Source organism: Bacillus cereus group sp. BceL220 (assembly GCF_051776965.1).
In the GTDB taxonomy this organism is placed as follows: domain Bacteria; phylum Bacillota; class Bacilli; order Bacillales; family Bacillaceae_G; genus Bacillus_A; species Bacillus_A cereus.
This window is the reverse complement of record NZ_JBPWBC010000002.1, coordinates 70,930-88,533: the sequence shown is the minus strand read 5'-3', so window position 1 is coordinate 88,533 and position 17,604 is coordinate 70,930. Positions and strand designations below refer to the sequence as shown.

Genomic DNA, 17,604 nt, shown 5'->3' with positions numbered 1-17,604 from the left:
CTTTTGTAAAAGGATTATTTTAACGTATAGCGTTCTGAACGCTTTTCTAACATCTGTTGTACGATTGATAATAAGAAACAAATAACCCAATAAATAAGACCTGCTTCAAAATAAACAATTAAAAATTCGTAGTTCATCGCCGCAATTTCCTGCGCTTTTCGGAACATTTCTGTTACTAAAATTAACGATGCTAATGAAGTATCCTTCACTAAGCTAATAAATGTATTTGAAAGCGGCGGGATTGATACACGCGTCGCTTGTGGTAAAATAACACGTTTTAACGCTTGCGGGTATGTCATCCCAATTGTGTAAGCTGCTTCCCACTGCCCTTTCGGAATGGAAAGGATAGAAGCACGAATAATTTCCGATGCATATGCACCGACATTTAATGAAAATCCAACAACTGCTGCTGTATATGGCTCAACTTCAATATTAAGAGTTGGAAGTCCATAGAAAATAATAAATAATTGTACAAGAAGTGGCGTTCCGCGAATGATAGATACATAGATACGAGCAATCCATTGTAAAATACGACTACCAGAAATACGTGCGAGCGCTGTTAACGTTGCCAGTATAATCCCGATAATAAATGTAATAAGCGTTAATGGAATTGTTGTAAAAACAGCTTCCTTCAGCATAGGCATGAAGGAAGACTGCATAATATCTGTCCAAGTAGACAATCGATCTGAAACCAATGCACTACTTAGATACATTTTCACCGAACCATTTTTTCGTTATTTTGTCATACGTACCGTCTTTTTTCATATCTTCTAACGCTTTATCTACTTCTTGTACAAGCTTATCGCTACCTTTACGGAATAAGAATCCACTTTGTGAAGCTTCTTTTTCTGTATCTACAATTTTAATTTTTGCATCTTTTTTCGTTTCTAAATAATTTAATACTGATAACTTATCATTAATTGTAAAATCAACGCGTCCTGAAGCTAATAATTCTGCCGCTTGGCTAAATCCTTCTACACCAATAATTTCCGCACCATTTTTCTTAGCGATATCTGCATAGTTACTCGTTAAAGATTGTGCTCCTTTTAACCCTTTTACATCAGCAAATGTAGCAGGCTTATCTTTATCTTTTGCAATAACTAATGCCGCTGAAGAGGAAACGTATGGCTTAGAGAAATCATATTTCTTTTGACGATCTTCACGAATACCAACTTCGTTCGCAACCATATCGAAACGTTTTGCATCTAGGCCAGCAAGTAAGCTATCCCATTGTGTTTCTTTAAATACAGGCTTTACACCTAAACGTTTTGCAACTTCTTCCGATAGTTCAACGTCAAATCCAGTTAATTTATTGCTTGAATCGTGGAACGTAAATGGTGGATATGTACCTTCTGTACCAATTACAAGTTCACCGCTTTGTTTAATCTTTTGTAACGCATCTTGACTAGCTGTATCTTTTTTCTCTTCTTTACCGCAGCCGGCTACAATCCCGATCGCTAATGTAGTTACTGCAAGCACTGAAAATAATTTCTTCATGATTGTAATCCTCCAAGTATTCTGATAGGAATTTAAAAACTATATTGATTGTATGCAATCTTGAACAATTTTTCAATGAAAATGTTCTTATTTAGTTTATCCTTTTTCTTCATAATCAAACAAAAGGGAAAAATAACGCTACATACAAAAAATAAGTAACATTTTTTAATATAGCATTTATAAAGAAAAAGGTAAAACAATACTTCTTATTTAACTGTCGTAATTCGCTAAAGAGTCGACATGTTCATCAATAAAAAAGAACTTGTGAAAATCACAAGTTCTCCTCCATACCTATTAAGCACTCTGATTGCCTTCCATTTGCGTTTTATACATATCATAATAACGCCCACGCTTTTTCATTAGTTCATCATGAGACCCTTTTTCCAAAATCGTTCCTCTATCGAGCACAATAATTTGATCTGCGCTTTTAATCGTTGAAAGACGGTGAGCAATAATAAATGTCGTTCTTCCTTTTTTCACAACTTCTAGTGCTTGTTGAATCATCGCCTCTGTTTCTGTATCAATACTAGACGTTGCTTCATCTAAAATTAAGATAGCTGGATCAAAAGCAAGCGCCCTAGCAAATGAAATAAGCTGACGTTCTCCAGTGGAAAGCGTACTTCCCTTTTCTGTAATTTCTTCATTTATATTGTTTGCAAATCTTTCAGCACCAACATCATGCAATGCTTTTATGATACGCTCTTTTGAAATTTTTTCGTTCTCTAAGCTTACATTGGAAGCGACCGTCCCGCTAAATAAAAACGGGTCTTGCAATACGATTCCCATATGCTCACGAGTTGCTTGTTTCGGCATTTCTCTTACATCGTGACCATCAATCGTAAGCCTTCCTTTTTCAAACTCATAAAATTGAAAGAGTACATTCATGATAGAACTTTTTCCTGATCCAGTATGACCGACAAGTGCCACTGTCTCGCCTTGTTTCGCTTCAAAAGAAATATTTTTTAACACCTCATCTTTTCCATTATAAGAAAATGATACATTATCAAATTTTACATTTCCTTTTAAACGAGGCATACGTTCTTCTTCTACCGCTTCCCCTTTTTCCTCTAACAATTCAAAGACACGTTCTGATGCAACGCGCGCTTGCTCTAAGTTGGCAAGCTGGTTCACCATATTCGTAATTGGCGAGAATAATCGTGTTAAATAATCGACGAACGCATACAGTACCCCAAGTGAAATAATACCTGTAGCACTTAATGACGCACCTCCGAAATACCAAATCACTCCTGTGAAAGCGATATTTCTTAATACGGCTACTAAGTTATGCGAAGTTGCTGCATTTAAATTTAAAATTTTATTTTGATACTTAAAATAATCGCCATTTAATTCTTCAAATTCTTTTTTCGTTTCACGCTCTTGACGGAACGCTTGAATAATTGGCATCCCTTGAATGGATTCATTCACTGTTCCGTTAATATCAGATAAACGAGAGCGCATTTTATGATTGTATACAGACGCGTATTTTCTATAAAGAATCGCCCAAACAATTAAAATTGGGATAATTAATAAACATAGTGAAGCGAGCTTCACATCTAGTAAAAATAGTGCAGCAAATATCCCAATAATATAGATGATACTAGAAACGAATGTTGCAAGTACCGTTACATATAAATCACGAATGGCCTCTGTATCATTCGTCACGCGCGAAACAATTTTCCCCGCCGGTAAATGATCAAAGTACCGAATCGGCAACGTTTGAATATGAGAAAAAACATCTTCCCTCATAATTTGAATAATTTTGTTCGCTGCCTTCTGCAAAAAGAACTGCTTTCCGTATGCAAATAATGATACGACTACTAATAAAGCGAAATAGCCACCACCAAGTAATAATAGACGGTTTATTTCTGGTTTATAAAACGCAAACACTTCTTCTTTCGTTAATGCCTTCGCTTTATACACTTGCACCGCCTTACCATTTTGAACGGTAATCATATCCCCTTTTACAGTACGTGATCCTTCAATATTCACTTTATTCGGTACAAAGTAATATTGAAAACCGACTTGCATTACGCGTACTTCTTTACCTTTTGTCTCGCCTTGTTCAAAGCGATCACTTCGCTTATAAAACGCGCCATTATATGAAACAGCTTCTTCACTCTTTTCTGTTTCATACCAAGGTTTCTCTATCCCGACGATATGATCATCAATCATCGTTTTAGCGACGAAAGGACCAGCAAGCTCTGCAATGACGAAAATAAATAACATCGCCATCGCTGCAAAAATCGTCCCTTTCACTTTCATCGCGTATTGAAACAATCGTTTTGAAACGCTCATATTTTCACCCCACTATCCGCACTTTCACTTTCACCTTGTTGTCTTTCAAACTGTTCAGCATACCAGCCTCCGCTCTGGATAAGCTGAGCATGCGTACCTTCTTCCATAACTGCGCCTTCATCCATAACGAGAATCCAATCCGCATGTTGCACTGCAGATAAACGATGCGTCGTAATAATCGTCGTCTTTCCGCTTCTTTCCGTTCTTATATTTTCAATGATCGCTGCTTCCGTACGAGCATCTACAGCTGATAAAGAATCATCCAAAATTAAAATTTCTGGATTTTGAATAACAGCTCGCGCAATTGAAATCCTTTGCTTTTGTCCACCTGATAAAGAAACACCTTTCTCTCCAACGAGCGTTTCTAAACCTTCTGGTAAAAACTCTAAATCCTTTGTAAACGCCGCGATTTCAATCGCTTTCTCGAGTTCTTCTTCACTCGCTTCTCGGTTTCCGAATAAAATATTTTCCCTCGCTGTTTTTGAGAACAAAATATGTTCCTGAGGTACATACCCAATCCATCCGAGTACATTTTCATTCGCTATGTTATCTAACGTCACATCAGAGACTGCAATATCTCCATCTCCAAGCGGATATTGACGAAGAAGTTGACGTACAAGCGTCGTTTTCCCACTTCCTGTTTTTCCGACAACCCCAAGCGTTTCTCCTTGCTTTAATGTGAAAGAAACCTTTTTTAAATTTTCTTCAGTTGATGAAGGATATGAGAAAGACACATCATCAAACTGAATATAATCCGGCTCTTGCACAAGCTTTGGATGTTTCGGATTCTTTACATCTGGCTCATACGCTAACGTTTCATTCACACGGTCAAGCGAAGCATTTCCTCTTTGCATAACATTAATTAATTCACCAATTGCAAACATCGGCCAAATCATCATCCCTAAATACACGTTAAAAGAAACGAGTTCACCAAGCGTCACCTTTGACTGGAACACAAGGTATGCACCGTACACTAAACCGATTAAATAACTAAGACCGACAAGCATTTTCACAGTTGGTTGGAATAATGCATCAATTCTCGCTACCTTCATATTTTTTTCGTAGACGTCATCTCCTAAATGATGAAATCTTTCCTCGTCTGCATTCTCTTGTACGTATGCACGAATAACGCGCACACCAGCGATTGATTCAAGCACTTTATCATTCATATCACCGAACGCATCTTGCGCAACTGTAAATCTTTCATGCAATTTCTTTCCATATATATTCATTGCATACGCCATAATTGGAAGCGGTATAAGCGCTGCAAATGTAAGCTCCCAACTAATTGTAAAACCCATCATACAAACGATCGTAAGCATATATAAACTAGAATCCACGAGCGTTAATATACCAAAACCAGCTGTCATAGCGATTGCTTTTAAATCATTCGTTGCTCTCGCCATTAAATCGCCAGTACGATTTTTTTGATAAAAAGTCGGCGTCATCTTAAGTAAATGCCCCATAAATTTAGAGCGCATCGTTTTCTCCAGTACAAATGCACCGCCAAACAATTGATGTTGCCATACGAAAGTGAGGCCATATCCAACGATCGTAACCCCTATTAAAATGAGAATAGATTGCATAATTGCTTCGTTCGATAACGTTCCTGTTTTTATGTTATCTATCGTAACCCCTAACACTTTCGGGGGAATAACTTCAACTATATTCACAATTAAAAGAGCTCCAATGGCAATACTATATCTCTTCCAGTGCTCTTTAAAAAACCATTTTAACTTTAGTAATACTGATAACAATGTAACCTCTCCCTTCTCGTTCTCGTTTACTTCTCATTTCTTTATCCGCTATCCAAACCCATCACATTTACATTTCGTAACCCATACAATCTCATCACATTTTTCCACCTTCCAAAATTTTATATAGTAACATGGAAAATAAACAAAAAAAAAGCATACCGCCGCTTGACGATATGCACAGGAATGCATAAAAAGCGTACGTTACGATATACGCAACGTACGCTTTTTATAAGACAAAGATGCCCTATATATCCGCACGGGTTGCGTAATGATATAAATGTTTTCTGCCATTTAACAGAGCTAAGCTCATTACATTTACGATTACAATCATTACGCACACCCCCTTCATTTATTTTCCATTTATAATCTTACAACTTTATTGAGTATTCTGTCAATTGTTTTTTTACACATAAAGTAAAATGCACGAAAATGCAAATGGTTCATGACATAATAAACCAGTTTGAAATAAAAGAATGTTCTGTAAGAAAGGGCATACAAAATAAAAAAAGAATAAGAAATCGTTTTCACAAACATTTCATTTGAAAAATGTTATCAAACCCCCTACAATCACCTTATACTCACTCTTACAAGTTGCTATTTTAGGAGGACTAATCATGACAACTAGCAATACGTACAAATTTTATTTAGACGGAGAATGGAGAGAAAGCTCTTCAGGAGAAACAATCGAAATTCCATCTCCATACTTACACGAAGTAATTGGACAAGTACAAGCAATTACTCGCGGAGAAGTAGATGAAGCAATTGCATCTGCAAAAGAAGCTCAAAAATCATGGGCTGAAGCTTCCCTACAAGATCGCGCAAAATACTTATATAAATGGGCTGATGAGCTCGTAAATATGCAGGATGAAATTGCCGATATCATTATGAAAGAAGTCGGTAAAGGCTATAAAGATGCGAAGAAAGAAGTTGTTCGTACAGCTGACTTCATTCGTTACACGATCGAAGAAGCTTTACATATGCACGGAGAAAGCATGATGGGCGATAGCTTCCCTGGCGGAACGAAATCGAAACTTGCGATCATCCAACGCGCACCACTTGGTGTTGTATTAGCAATCGCACCATTTAACTACCCAGTAAACTTATCTGCTGCAAAACTTGCACCAGCATTAATTATGGGTAACGCTGTTATTTTCAAACCAGCAACTCAAGGTGCAATTAGTGGTATTAAAATGGTTGAAGCACTTCACAAAGCCGGCCTTCCAAAAGGTCTTGTAAACGTAGCTACAGGACGCGGTTCTGTAATTGGTGACTACTTAGTAGAACACGAAGGCGTCAATATGGTATCGTTCACAGGTGGTACAAACACAGGTAAACATTTAGCGAAAAAAGCTTCAATGATTCCACTTGTATTAGAACTTGGTGGTAAAGATCCTGGTATCGTTCGTGAAGATGCTGACTTACAAGATGCTGCAAACCATATCGTAAGCGGTGCATTCTCTTACTCTGGTCAACGTTGTACAGCTATTAAACGTGTACTTGTACACGAAAACGTAGCGGACGAGCTTGTTAGCTTATTAAAAGCGCAAGTAGCTGAACTATCAGTTGGATCTCCAGAACAAGACAGCACAATCGTTCCATTAATCGACGACAAGTCTGCTGACTTCGTTCAAGGCTTAGTTGACGATGCTGTTGAAAAAGGTGCTACAATCGTTATCGGTAACAAACGTGAGCGTAACTTAATTTACCCAACATTAATCGACCACGTAACAGAAGAAATGAAAGTTGCTTGGGAAGAGCCATTTGGCCCAATCCTTCCAATCATCCGTGTTTCTTCAGACGAGCAAGCAATTGAAATTGCTAACAAATCAGAGTTCGGCTTACAAGCAAGTGTCTTCACAAAAGACATTAACAAAGCATTTGCAATTGCTAACAAAATCGAAACTGGTTCTGTTCAAATTAACGGACGTACAGAGCGCGGCCCTGATCACTTCCCATTCATCGGTGTAAAAGGTTCAGGTATGGGCGCACAAGGTATTCGTAAGAGCCTTGAGTCTATGACACGTGAAAAAGTAACTGTATTAAACTTAGTTTAATCTTATAAAAAGAAGCTGATTTATTTTTAAATCAGCTTCTTTTCTATATAAATACTTCCGAAAAACGGAGTATTTCATTCTACTTCCGATTTGGTTTTCCAAATCGAACTAAAACATGCCATAATAATTTTAATTCCTGAAGCACTTCTTCATAAGTGCCACGATCACTCCAAGATAATGGATTGCGTTTCAAATCCACTACAGCAGAGCCAATTATATTTGCATCGATACAATGATTCCTTGCAATGCGTCTTGCTAAAGATGGCATTTTTGAACCTCTAAAAGCCATCGGAACTTCGTCTACCATAAGTACAAAACCGATGTGCCAATACAAATCAATAGCATACTTCAGGCAAATTTCTTCTAAAACTCTTCCTACATCCGTACCCTTAAATGAAGGATCTGCAACAAGCACCTCTACGTCTTCTTTAAGAGAAATCTCTCCATGAATCTGCGCTTCAATATAATGATTAAGATTACGGGCTGGCTCTTTGCTTACTAAATCTATAAACGGCCTTTTCAGATTAGCCAGTAAATGATTAATTAATATTGTTGGAGTCAAATTTCCTTCACCAATTGCAAAATCTCTTACAAATGTCTCTTCCAAAAGAGCAGCTAAAATCATATCAAACTCCTCATAAGTCCCCTTTTCTTTCGGATCTTGATGCGAATCTAAATACGTATATGTAGAGCGCGAAGAAACTTTTGGAGATAAAAGAAAATAACATGAACCAAAACGCGGAGCCGGCCCATCTGGATGTAACATTAAATTTAGCGCTCCGTATTTTGGCCGTTGCTCATTCGTTACGCCTTCTAATTGATATGCCCCTCCAAATATTCTCTTTTCCCAAAGGTCACGTTCACCACCAGGGTAAGCAGATACGCTTCCATTAGATAGTAATGTTTCAAATTGACTTTTATATACTCCTTGCTCAAACAATGCTTCAGCAACACTTTTCATACTCAAATCAAGTCTGTCTGGATGAAAGTGTAAAGCAATCCTTGCATGAGATTTTAAATTAGCGACAGCTTCTTCAAATATTTCATCTGTAATATTAGACATTTTAAGTATATGATTAATCGTTGCTTTAGCCTCACGTTTTTCGTTCTCTGCATATTTTGAAATATACTCTAAAGCAAATAATTGAGATCTTGATAATTCCATAATCCAATCTCCCCTTTAATTGAAATGACCTTAATCCTTTCAATTAAAAGTGCATTTTTTCCTTCTTATGCAACTAACCTAATTTATTGAACAAAAAGTACTTTAATACAGTCTAATTACAGATACGAGCATTCTTTACGGGTAAATCCACACATTCTACAGAAATTTGATACCCTAGCCATCGCTCAGCAATATGTTCAAATGATAAAACAGATCCCGTTGTAAAAAAGCGATGCTTCGGATTCAGATTGTCAGACAAAATTCCTTTGTGCTGTAAAATGGTACTTAACTCTATCGCTGTTTCTTCTGCAGAACTAATAATCGTTACATCTTCTCCTAGTTCCTTTTTTATATAGGACTCTAGAAGTGGATAATGCGTACACCCAAGAATTAACGTATCTATATCTTCTTTCGTTAATGGAAGTAACGCTTGTTTCACTTGCTGCGTGACATATGCTATATCTTCTAATCGATTTTCTACAACTGTAGCTAAAGTCGGACACGCATGACTATGCACTTCCAAATATGTATCAAGCTCGTGTAATGCTTTTTCGTACATATTAGATTTTATCGTACCTACAGTTCCAATTACTCCGATCTTCTCTTTCTTTGTTACTTTAATTGCCGCTCTTGCTCCTGGATGTATAACGCCAATAACTGGAATGGAAAGTGCTTCTTGCAGCGCAGTCAATGCAGCAGCTGCAGCAGTATTACATGCTACGACTAGCGCTTTTAATGGAAACTGTTTGAGGAACTCAACCATTTCAAATACGAAAGATTGCACCTCCTCTACACTTCTTGGCCCATACGGGCAACGCTTATTATCACCAATATAATAAATGCTCTCTTTAGGCAATTGTCTTATAATTTCGCTCGCAACTGTTAATCCCCCAACTCCCGAATCTAACACACCTATTACTGAATGTTTATGACAAACAGACATTTATTTCATCCCCTTTTCAATCATCTAGCGCCAATAACATGTATTATATTACGAAAATTCAAATATCACATAACAATCCCTCTTATTTTTAATCACAAACTCTTCTCTATAATCTGATTATTACTATATCCATTGACGTATAAAAATTCATTTGTTACTCTTAAAGACGTTAATTTAATATTTAAATCCTCATTCGTATCTCGGTGAGGTAGAGGTTGCAATCATTAAGAGTATCATTTCGGGAGATGTAGTGGCATTGATGAAGGAATGAGAAAGGAATGGTTGCCGAAGTAAGTCGTGTCCACCATGCACACTTGCTGGGTCTGCATTTAATAAGTGCAGAACTGTCACAAACGTTTCGTTTGTGGAGAGCTATCGAGAGGTATGTCGTGGGTTTCTTATAAGATAGAAAGCATGTAGCGGCAGATTACGTGCTTTTTTTGTTTTGTTTGGGACTTCTCTTCCTGACTCAGGAAGACATACATATCTCCTCGCTTGACTTGGTTATACTAACTTTGGAGGTATTTTCTATGCAACAAAAAAAATGGGGCTTTTGGGTACTAACAGCTTTCGTTGTCGGTAACATGGTTGGCGCTGGTATTTTCATGGTGCCAAGTACGTTGGCACAAACAGCAAGCCCACTCGGTGTCACTTTAGCTTGGTTAACAACAGGGTTTGGTGTTTTAATGCTAGCTCTTGTTTTCGGTAATTTAGCAATTCGTCGTCCTGATTTAACGACAGGACCACAAAGTCATGCATATGCTTTATTCTCAACACCAAAAAAGAAAAAAATGGCTGGATTCAGTATGGTATGGGGATATTGGGTTGCAAACTGGGCAAGTAACGTTGCCATCATTACATCATTTGCGGGATATTTATCACTCTTCTTCCCAATTATGAAAGATACGCGACTACTATTTTCAATCGGTTCTTTTAACATAGAAGTCGGAAAACTAATTACATTTACGATTTGTTCCATCTTACTTTGGGGAACTCATATTATATTAACAAATGGTGTAAGCGGAGCTGGAAAACTAAACTTCTTAGCAACAACAACGAAAGTAACTGGATTCCTTTTATTCATCGTCGTTACGTTATTTGCATTCGAAGCTTCTAAGTTTGGACAATGGTACACGCCGATGATTGATAAATCAGGTGTATCACATGGTCTTCTTTCACAAGTAAATTTAGCTGCTCTTACAACGCTTTGGGCGTTTATCGGAATTGAATCAGCCGTTCTTTTATCAAACCGTGCTGTTTCTCCAAAAACGGTAAAACGTGCAACAGTTGCTGGATTACTTATTACAGTTGCAATTTACTTAGGAATTACAATTTTAACAATGGGTGTACTTCACGTTGATAAATTACAAGCTTCTGAACGTCCATTAGCAGATGCATTAAACGCTGCAATGGGTCATGGCGGCGGGAAACTGATGGCATTACTTGCTCTTACTTCCCTGTTCGGTTCTATCTTAGGCTGGATTTTATTAAGCTCAGAAGTACCTTATCAAGCAGCAAAAGAAGGTTTCTTCCCTTCCTTCTTCACGAAAACAAATAAAAAAGGAAGTCCAATTTACTCATTACGATTAACAAACATTATGTCGCAAGTATTCCTATTCTCAACATTATCAGGAACCATTGCGGAAGCTTATACATTCGTTATTACCGTATCGACACTGGCCTACCTCATTCCATATCTCGTTTCACCAATCTTCCAGTTAAAACTAGTCGCAACTGGTGAAACATATAAAAATGAAATGCGGGCAAGAATTACAGATGGCATAGTCGCAGTTATCGCACTTTGCTACGCACTATGGGTTATTAAAACCGGCGCATCCGATATAAAAACGTTCCTTCTCGGAATTGGTTTATTCGTAATCGGATTTGCTTTCTATCCATTAATGAATCGTGATCAGAAAAAAAATAACGAAAAGAAAAACGGGCAAGTTGCATAACGCAATTTGCTCGTTTTTTCTTTTGTAAAACATATATAATAGAACAAAGAGGTGAAAAACATGTCAATCGAATCGCTATGGAGCAGTCGCTTCCAACAACATATTCAAAATATCATTACATACTTTGCACGTATGATTAACGGTTTACTATATAGCTTTATCTTTATTTCATGCGTTGGTGCATATTATTATGCTCAGTTTCTAAAAGCATCTCCTTCTAAAGGAATATCTTTAATAATTATAACGATTGTACTTACATTCATTATAACGAGATGCCCTATCCGTACATTTATTCAAAAACCTGATGCTGTCTATTTACTAGCACTAGAAGAGAAATTAACATCTTATTTCAAAAAATCTCTTCTATACAATTACATCATTCAGCTTTTCCCATTGTTATTTACGTTCCTTATTCTCGTTCCACTTGCTATGCAATCATTGCAATTAACGGTTCCTTTTTTATGTACAATCTTTATCATGTTAATGATTACGAAAGCCTGGAACATGTACATACATTGGATGTGGCGTGATAGTCACGAAAAAAACATATGGCTAATCATTCGTATTACTTGTAACGCCCTAATCGTTTTCATGCTGTTTTATTCCGCAAATGTTCTCATATTGGGCGGACTACTCTTACTACTTGCTTTCCTACTTCTATATACGAAAAAACAGCCTACAAAACGAATACCGTGGGATTACATAATCGAGCAAGAAGAAAAAATGAACGTTCGTTTTTATCAATTTGCTAGCATTTTTACAGATGTTCCGCAACTGAATAAACAAGTAAATAAAAGAAAATGGCTTACAAATTGGATTGAACCTTTATTACATAAAAAACGAGCAACTTTCTTCTACTTACATACACTAGCATTTTTACGTGGAAATGATTATTTCGGTATATATATTCGCTTAGGATTGATCAGTGCTTTCGCCTTATATTTCATACCAAATATATACGTAAAAGGCGCTATCACTTACATCGTTCTATATATGATCTCTATGCAGCTTCGTTCACTATGGAAATATTTTTCGGGAAATATTATTGTAGCATTATATCCAATCCATACTGAAGAAAGGATGAAGCAGTTTCTTAGCTTAATCTTTATATTGCTAAGTATTCAACTCATTGTATTTTCAATTGTTATACTCATTGCTACAGGTCAATTTTTACATAGCCTTATCATTATGATTGTCGGGTTACTCTGGATCAAATTTATTATTGTACCAAAAACGAAGCAAAGAATTTCCGCATTTTAACGAAAAGAATTATCTTAAAAGCCAAGGAGAAAATAAATTATCTCCTTGGCTTTTTTATTTTTTAATGTTAAACCTATCGTTCATACTTAATTACAAACTTTAGGTATGTTACTCCTGTTTTTCTTAAGCATAGAGTGCTATACAAACTCCCTTTCTTCCCCTTGATGTTTTAGGGTTTAATTATGATTTTTACATACAAAAATCATAATACATGTTTACGTCCTAATAAAAAGGGTATCTATTAAATTAACAGCGTAAAGGAGGGGCCTATATTGTGAATAAAAAAATGGAGCAATTGAAGCACCATGTTACCGACAATCAACGCAAACATGCTTTAACAACAAACCAAGGAGTAAAAATAGCTGAAGATGAATTTTCTTTAAAGATGGGCTTAAGAGGCCCAACCTTAATAGAAGATTTCCACTTTCGCGAGAAAATGACCCACTTTGATCATGAACGAATTCCTGAAAGGATTGTTCATGCACGCGGAGTTGGCGCTCATGGTTATTTTCAGCTTTATGAATCGTTAGAAGCATATACGAAAGCAGATTTTCTTACTAATCCTTCAAAGAAAACACCTGTATTTGTACGGTTCTCAACCGTTCAAGGTTCTAAAGGATCCAATGACACAGTAAGAGATGTACGCGGATTCGCCACAAAATTTTATACAGATGAAGGAAACTATGATTTAGTGGGTAATAATATGCCAGTATTCTTTATCCAAGATGCCATTAAATTTCCTGATTTTGTCCATGCAGTTAAACCAGAACCACATAATAATATTCCTCAAGGAGCTAGCGCTCATGATACCTTTTGGGACTTTGTTGCGCATAATCCTGAGTCCACTCATATGGTCATGTGGCAAATGAGCGACCGAACTATTCCACGTAGTTTACGAATGATGGAAGGTTTTGGAGTTCACACATTTCGACTCATTAACGCAGAAGGAAAAGCCCATTTCGTAAAATTTCACTGGAAACCTACCCTCGGGGTTCATTCATTAGTATGGGATGAAGCTCAAAAGATTGCTGGGAAAAATCCTGATTTTCATCGTCAAGATTTATACGAAGCAATTGAAAAAGGGGATTATCCTGAATGGGAGCTTGGATTACAGTTAATTCCAGAAGAAGATGAACATAAATTTGATTTTGATATTTTAGATCCAACGAAATTATGGCCAGAAGAAGAAGTTCCCGTAAAATTAGTTGGTAAAATGACATTGAACAAAAATGTTGATAACTTCTTTGCTGAAACAGAGCAGGTAGCTTTTCACCCTGGTCATGTCGTACCAGGTATTGATTTTTCAAATGACCCTCTTCTGCAAGGAAGATTATTCTCCTATACAGATACACAATTATCTCGTTTAGGGGGCCCTAATTTCCATCAAATCCCTATCAATCAGCCCGTATGTCCTTTTCATAATAATCAACGTGATGGTATGCATCAAATGCAGATTCATCGCGGTCAAACAAGCTATCATCCTAATGGATTAAATAACAATCAACCTGCAACCGTCCAAGCCGAACAAGGAGGATATGAACATTATCAAGAAAAGATTGATGGGCATAAAATTAGAGGTCGCAGTAAAAGCTTTCTTAACTTTTATTCTCAGGCTAAACTTTTCTACAATAGTATGAGCCCTATTGAAAAGCAGCACATAAAAGAAGCTTTTTGCTTCGAAGTTGGGAAGTGTAAATCAGACATGGTGAAGGCAAATGTAATTGCTCTCCTAAACCACGTCGATCGTCAATTAGCACAAGAAGTCGCTAACATTATTGGATCTCCTTTACCTAAGGAAAATCACGAAGTAAATTCAGATGCAAAATCACCTGCACTAAGTATGTCTAACACTATTTTTAAAGCTGACTCCAAAAATGTTGCAATTCTATTAAATGGTGACCCAAGTGTCTCCCTTCTGTCCGAATGGATTCAAGCTTTTGCACAGCATCGTATTAACTATAGCATCATAGATAATAAAATTTATCAGTTCAATGATTCCATTAAAGTAACTGATACTTATACAACAACAGACTCCTCCCTTTTTGATGCAGTATTAGTGTTTAGTAGTGAGTCTGTCATTCAACCCCCTGTTTTAGAATTTGCAGAAACTACTTTTAAACATTTTAAACCGATAGCTCATGTCCTTAGTAATCCTCATGCTTTGGACCATAGTAAGATTAAACTGGATGAAGCAGGAGTTTACAACTTAACAAATACTTCAATTGAATCATTTATAGAAGGCATTGCCCAAGGAAGATTCTGGAGCCGATAATATAATATAAGGAGCGGATTAGAATGAGTAAAAAAATTGCTATTTTAATAACGGATTATTTCGAGGATACAGAATACACAGAGCCAGTAGAAGCTTTTAAACAAAAGGGATATGAATTCACAACTATTGAAATGGAAAAAGGGAAAACGGTACACGGTAAGCAAGGAAAAAGTGAAGTCGTGATTGATAAAAGTATTGATGATGTTTCTCCAGAGAACTTTGATGCCCTCTTCATACCGGGTGGATTTTCTCCAGATATACTTCGTGCCGATGAACGTTTTGTTCGCTTTAGTAAAGCATTTATGGATGCGGAAAAACCTGTTTTCGCTATTTGTCACGGACCTCAGCTACTCATCACTGCACAAACACTTGAAGGACGCGATGTAACTGGATATAAATCTATTGAAGTCGATTTGAAAAATGCCGGCGGGAACTTTCATGACAAAGAGGTTGTCGTATGTCAAAATCAGCTAGTAACAAGTAGACAGCCAGAGGACATCCCAGCGTTTATTGAAGAATCGTTGCGTATATTAGGATAACTACTTTGGTTAACTAACCTTGTATTTACATGAAAATAATGAGTCAACTGGTCGTTTACAGGAAATCCGACCACCACAAATAGCAGGATAAATAAAAAAGGGGGGAATCCAAAAGTTCAGTTTTAATAATCTTTTGGATTCCCCCCTTTTCTCGCCCCAAAATTCCTTATCACTTTTCATAGGCATTTCTCATATAGTGAAAATGACTATATAATTCCTATCCATAAGTTAAATAATGATTTCGCACATATATAAATACAAAAGATGGGAGCCTTATTTATGAATAACAATCCACCTTCAACGCCCCAAGACAACTCCGAAAACAATAGCCGTGATATTACACTGCAAACATTAAGGGTCATCGGACTCGTCGTCCTTATTAGTGGTTATATCCTCGTTGCGCTCTCTGAAGTAGGTGAGCTGAAAACCTTATTAACAAATCCGAATGCTAACCCTGATTTGGCTGAAGTTGATCCGTTTTAAAAAGAATAACATATCACCCTTCCTAAAAAAACGTAACAACTGATTCATTCAGCTGGGCAAATTTTACGAAGTTATGGATAGAGTCATCCCCGCATTAAATACGGGGATGACTCTAATTATTGAATAACTTCTTCTAAATGATTCTTCAAGTTCCCTAAATACTTCTCTATATCCGGATTCTTCACCACATCATAACAAGCAAAACTCTTTAACGGACTCATACCGAGAAACTTTTGCACGCGGTGTAAATGACTAAGCGCTGATTCTAAACTTTCTCCTTCAAAGAACTTCGTCTTATCTCCAAATGCTTTTTCAGGTGCATTCCAAGTTGTAGAGAACATATACGATTTCTTTTTTAATAAACCACCTGTTCCGTATTCATCTGCACCTTTAAAGAACAAACCGTATTCATATACTTCATCCATATACGTTTTAAATAAACCTGGTACACTAAACCAATAAATCGGTGTTTGATAAATAACAACATCTGCCCATAAAAATTTATCTTGTTCTTCTTTAATATTGTACCCATCTTGAATCGTTGTTGTTTTCACATAATGATTCTCGCCTAATACAGTAACCATATGATCTACTAACGTTTTATTTAATCGTCCTTCCTTTGTAACGTATTTTTCATGTCCATTTATAATAAATATATTTTTCATCGCTTTCCTCTCCCCAATATGATCTACTCTTCAGCTATTAAGCTGAGTTGCTGCTGTAGTGTAAGATTATCTTCTAAATGCCAATCTTCCGTTATCTTTCCGTCTTTCACATGTAAAATATCAATTGCAAAAAAATTAATTTCCTTACCATTATGCGTTCCTGTAAAAGAAAGACGGGCTGTTACTTTACCTCCAACAACTAATAAGTCTTCAATCTCGCAATGTATATCAGGCACAACTTTACGAAAATTTTGCGCTGCAAACTTTAATCCTTCAATGCCTTGTGGTCGCCCTTTCGGCAATGTATTATCGAAGAAATCTTTAGTAACAGTCTGCGGAATAAGTTCCTCCTTACCTGTATCCCAAAATGCATAAAAACGCTGCGCCGCATGAACCATTTCTGTCGCTTCTTTTTTACTTAGTGAGGGATCAATTGTCATTGCTTTTGGCTTTGGCATTTCTTTTAATAACTGGACTTCAGTTTTCTCTTCCACACCGCATGCTACAAGCACAATACAAATAACAAACAAACTAAGAAATCCAAATAACTTTTTTATCCCCATGGAAATCACCACCTCCTTATATAAATCCTCTTTGTTTCGTATTGCTATTGTATATGCAATAACTTCCTTTATGGAAGTAGTGATATTTTTTTCATATAGTTACCAAAAGTATAGTTTTGTGATACTATAAAGCAAATTCATCCAAAAAAATTTTAT

The 17,604-nt window shown here is 36.6% G+C and carries 14 protein-coding genes and 1 riboswitch; of the genes, 6 read left to right on the top strand and 8 right to left on the bottom strand.

Annotated elements, in window-relative coordinates; translation table 11 throughout:
• Nucleotides 1–14: 14 nt before the first annotated feature.
• The 4 genes from ACS2FK_RS05335 to ACS2FK_RS05320 all read right to left on the bottom strand — a co-directional run bounded on the left by ACS2FK_RS05335 (nt 15) and on the right by ACS2FK_RS05320 (nt 5,549).
• Nucleotides 15–713 (bottom strand): amino acid ABC transporter permease, encoded by a 699-nt coding sequence (locus tag ACS2FK_RS05335; protein WP_000281502.1) that lies wholly within the window; start codon nt 711–713, stop codon nt 15–17.
• Complete coding sequence (locus ACS2FK_RS05330; RefSeq protein ID WP_000732858.1) at nt 700–1,497, bottom strand: amino acid ABC transporter substrate-binding protein; 798 nt, start codon at nt 1,495–1,497, stop codon at nt 700–702. Before ACS2FK_RS05330 ends, ACS2FK_RS05335 begins: the two co-directional genes overlap by 14 nt.
• A 294-nt stretch (nt 1,498–1,791) precedes the next feature.
• Entirely contained in the window at nt 1,792–3,792 is a 2,001-nt protein-coding gene (locus ACS2FK_RS05325) for an ABC transporter ATP-binding protein (RefSeq protein ID WP_063546555.1), read from the bottom strand.
• Nucleotides 3,789–5,549 (bottom strand): ABC transporter ATP-binding protein, encoded by a 1,761-nt coding sequence (locus ACS2FK_RS05320; protein ID WP_063546553.1) that lies wholly within the window; start codon nt 5,547–5,549, stop codon nt 3,789–3,791. The genes ACS2FK_RS05325 and ACS2FK_RS05320 overlap by 4 nt, the downstream gene beginning before the upstream one ends.
• Nucleotides 5,550–6,163: 614 nt before the next feature.
• Here ACS2FK_RS05320 and gapN point away from each other — a divergent pair.
• On the top strand, nt 6,164–7,603 hold the full coding sequence (gene gapN / locus ACS2FK_RS05315) for an NADP-dependent glyceraldehyde-3-phosphate dehydrogenase (RefSeq protein WP_000213616.1): 1,440 nt from the start codon (nt 6,164–6,166) through the stop codon (nt 7,601–7,603).
• 79 nt (nt 7,604–7,682) lie between these two features.
• Here the strand turns inward: gapN and ACS2FK_RS05310 are convergent, their stop codons facing one another.
• Nucleotides 7,683–8,768: a DUF3626 domain-containing protein gene (locus ACS2FK_RS05310; RefSeq protein WP_063546551.1), complete on the bottom strand. Its 1,086-nt coding sequence runs from the start codon at nt 8,766–8,768 to the stop codon at nt 7,683–7,685.
• Nucleotides 8,769–8,880: 112 nt separating this feature from the next.
• Nucleotides 8,881–9,711: a glutamate racemase gene (racE, locus tag ACS2FK_RS05305; RefSeq protein ID WP_000109671.1), complete on the bottom strand. Its 831-nt coding sequence runs from the start codon at nt 9,709–9,711 to the stop codon at nt 8,881–8,883.
• Nucleotides 9,712–9,912: 201 nt separating this feature from the next.
• Nucleotides 9,913–10,094, top strand: a riboswitch (Lysine riboswitch).
• Nucleotides 10,095–10,241: 147 nt separating this feature from the next.
• Between racE and ACS2FK_RS05300 the strand changes: the two genes are divergently transcribed.
• The 5 genes from ACS2FK_RS05300 (at nt 10,242) to ACS2FK_RS05280 (ending at nt 16,220) form a co-directional block, all read left to right on the top strand.
• Complete coding sequence (locus ACS2FK_RS05300; RefSeq protein WP_001186292.1) at nt 10,242–11,666, top strand: amino acid permease; 1,425 nt, start codon at nt 10,242–10,244, stop codon at nt 11,664–11,666.
• Nucleotides 11,667–11,726: 60 nt separating this feature from the next.
• Nucleotides 11,727–12,926, top strand: coding sequence for an ABC transporter permease (locus ACS2FK_RS05295; RefSeq protein ID WP_063546549.1), 1,200 nt, complete (start codon nt 11,727–11,729; stop codon nt 12,924–12,926).
• Between the two features lie 274 nt (nt 12,927–13,200).
• Nucleotides 13,201–15,198: a catalase gene (locus tag ACS2FK_RS05290; protein ID WP_063546547.1), complete on the top strand. Its 1,998-nt coding sequence runs from the start codon at nt 13,201–13,203 to the stop codon at nt 15,196–15,198.
• A 23-nt stretch (nt 15,199–15,221) separates the two neighbouring features.
• Nucleotides 15,222–15,737 (top strand): type 1 glutamine amidotransferase domain-containing protein, encoded by a 516-nt coding sequence (locus ACS2FK_RS05285; RefSeq protein ID WP_000037532.1) that lies wholly within the window; start codon nt 15,222–15,224, stop codon nt 15,735–15,737.
• Nucleotides 15,738–16,016: 279 nt separating this feature from the next.
• Nucleotides 16,017–16,220 carry a hypothetical protein gene (locus ACS2FK_RS05280; protein ID WP_016078064.1) on the top strand — a complete coding sequence of 68 codons (204 nt, stop codon included), beginning with the start codon at nt 16,017–16,019 and terminating at the stop codon, nt 16,218–16,220.
• 116 nt (nt 16,221–16,336) lie between these two features.
• Here the strand turns inward: ACS2FK_RS05280 and ACS2FK_RS05275 are convergent, their stop codons facing one another.
• Both ACS2FK_RS05275 and ACS2FK_RS05270 read right to left on the bottom strand, forming a co-directional pair.
• Nucleotides 16,337–16,885 (bottom strand): NAD(P)H-dependent oxidoreductase, encoded by a 549-nt coding sequence (locus tag ACS2FK_RS05275; protein ID WP_063546545.1) that lies wholly within the window; start codon nt 16,883–16,885, stop codon nt 16,337–16,339.
• Nucleotides 16,886–16,908: 23 nt separating this feature from the next.
• Nucleotides 16,909–17,448 (bottom strand): ester cyclase, encoded by a 540-nt coding sequence (locus ACS2FK_RS05270; RefSeq protein ID WP_063546543.1) that lies wholly within the window; start codon nt 17,446–17,448, stop codon nt 16,909–16,911.
• Nucleotides 17,449–17,604: the final 156 nt, after the last annotated feature.

What these genes read in the sequence shown, in the direction of transcription:
- ACS2FK_RS05295 (WP_063546549.1), top strand. Translation starts at nt 11,727, where the DNA reads ATGTCAATCGAATCGCTATGGAGCAGTCGCTTCCAACAACATATTCAA.
- ACS2FK_RS05300 (WP_001186292.1), top strand. Translation starts at nt 10,242, where the DNA reads ATGCAACAAAAAAAATGGGGCTTTTGGGTACTAACAGCTTTCGTTGTC.
- ACS2FK_RS05330 (WP_000732858.1), bottom strand. Translation starts at nt 1,497, where the DNA reads ATGAAGAAATTATTTTCAGTGCTTGCAGTAACTACATTAGCGATCGGG.
- ACS2FK_RS05310 (WP_063546551.1), bottom strand. Translation starts at nt 8,768, where the DNA reads ATGGAATTATCAAGATCTCAATTATTTGCTTTAGAGTATATTTCAAAA.
- ACS2FK_RS05275 (WP_063546545.1), bottom strand. Translation starts at nt 16,885, where the DNA reads ATGAAAAATATATTTATTATAAATGGACATGAAAAATACGTTACAAAG.
- ACS2FK_RS05325 (WP_063546555.1), bottom strand. Translation starts at nt 3,792, where the DNA reads ATGAGCGTTTCAAAACGATTGTTTCAATACGCGATGAAAGTGAAAGGG.
- ACS2FK_RS05335 (WP_000281502.1), bottom strand. Translation starts at nt 713, where the DNA reads ATGTATCTAAGTAGTGCATTGGTTTCAGATCGATTGTCTACTTGGACA.
- gapN (WP_000213616.1), top strand. Translation starts at nt 6,164, where the DNA reads ATGACAACTAGCAATACGTACAAATTTTATTTAGACGGAGAATGGAGA.
- ACS2FK_RS05280 (WP_016078064.1), top strand. Translation starts at nt 16,017, where the DNA reads ATGAATAACAATCCACCTTCAACGCCCCAAGACAACTCCGAAAACAAT.
- ACS2FK_RS05285 (WP_000037532.1), top strand. Translation starts at nt 15,222, where the DNA reads ATGAGTAAAAAAATTGCTATTTTAATAACGGATTATTTCGAGGATACA.
- racE (WP_000109671.1), bottom strand. Translation starts at nt 9,711, where the DNA reads ATGTCTGTTTGTCATAAACATTCAGTAATAGGTGTGTTAGATTCGGGA.
- ACS2FK_RS05270 (WP_063546543.1), bottom strand. Translation starts at nt 17,448, where the DNA reads ATGGGGATAAAAAAGTTATTTGGATTTCTTAGTTTGTTTGTTATTTGT.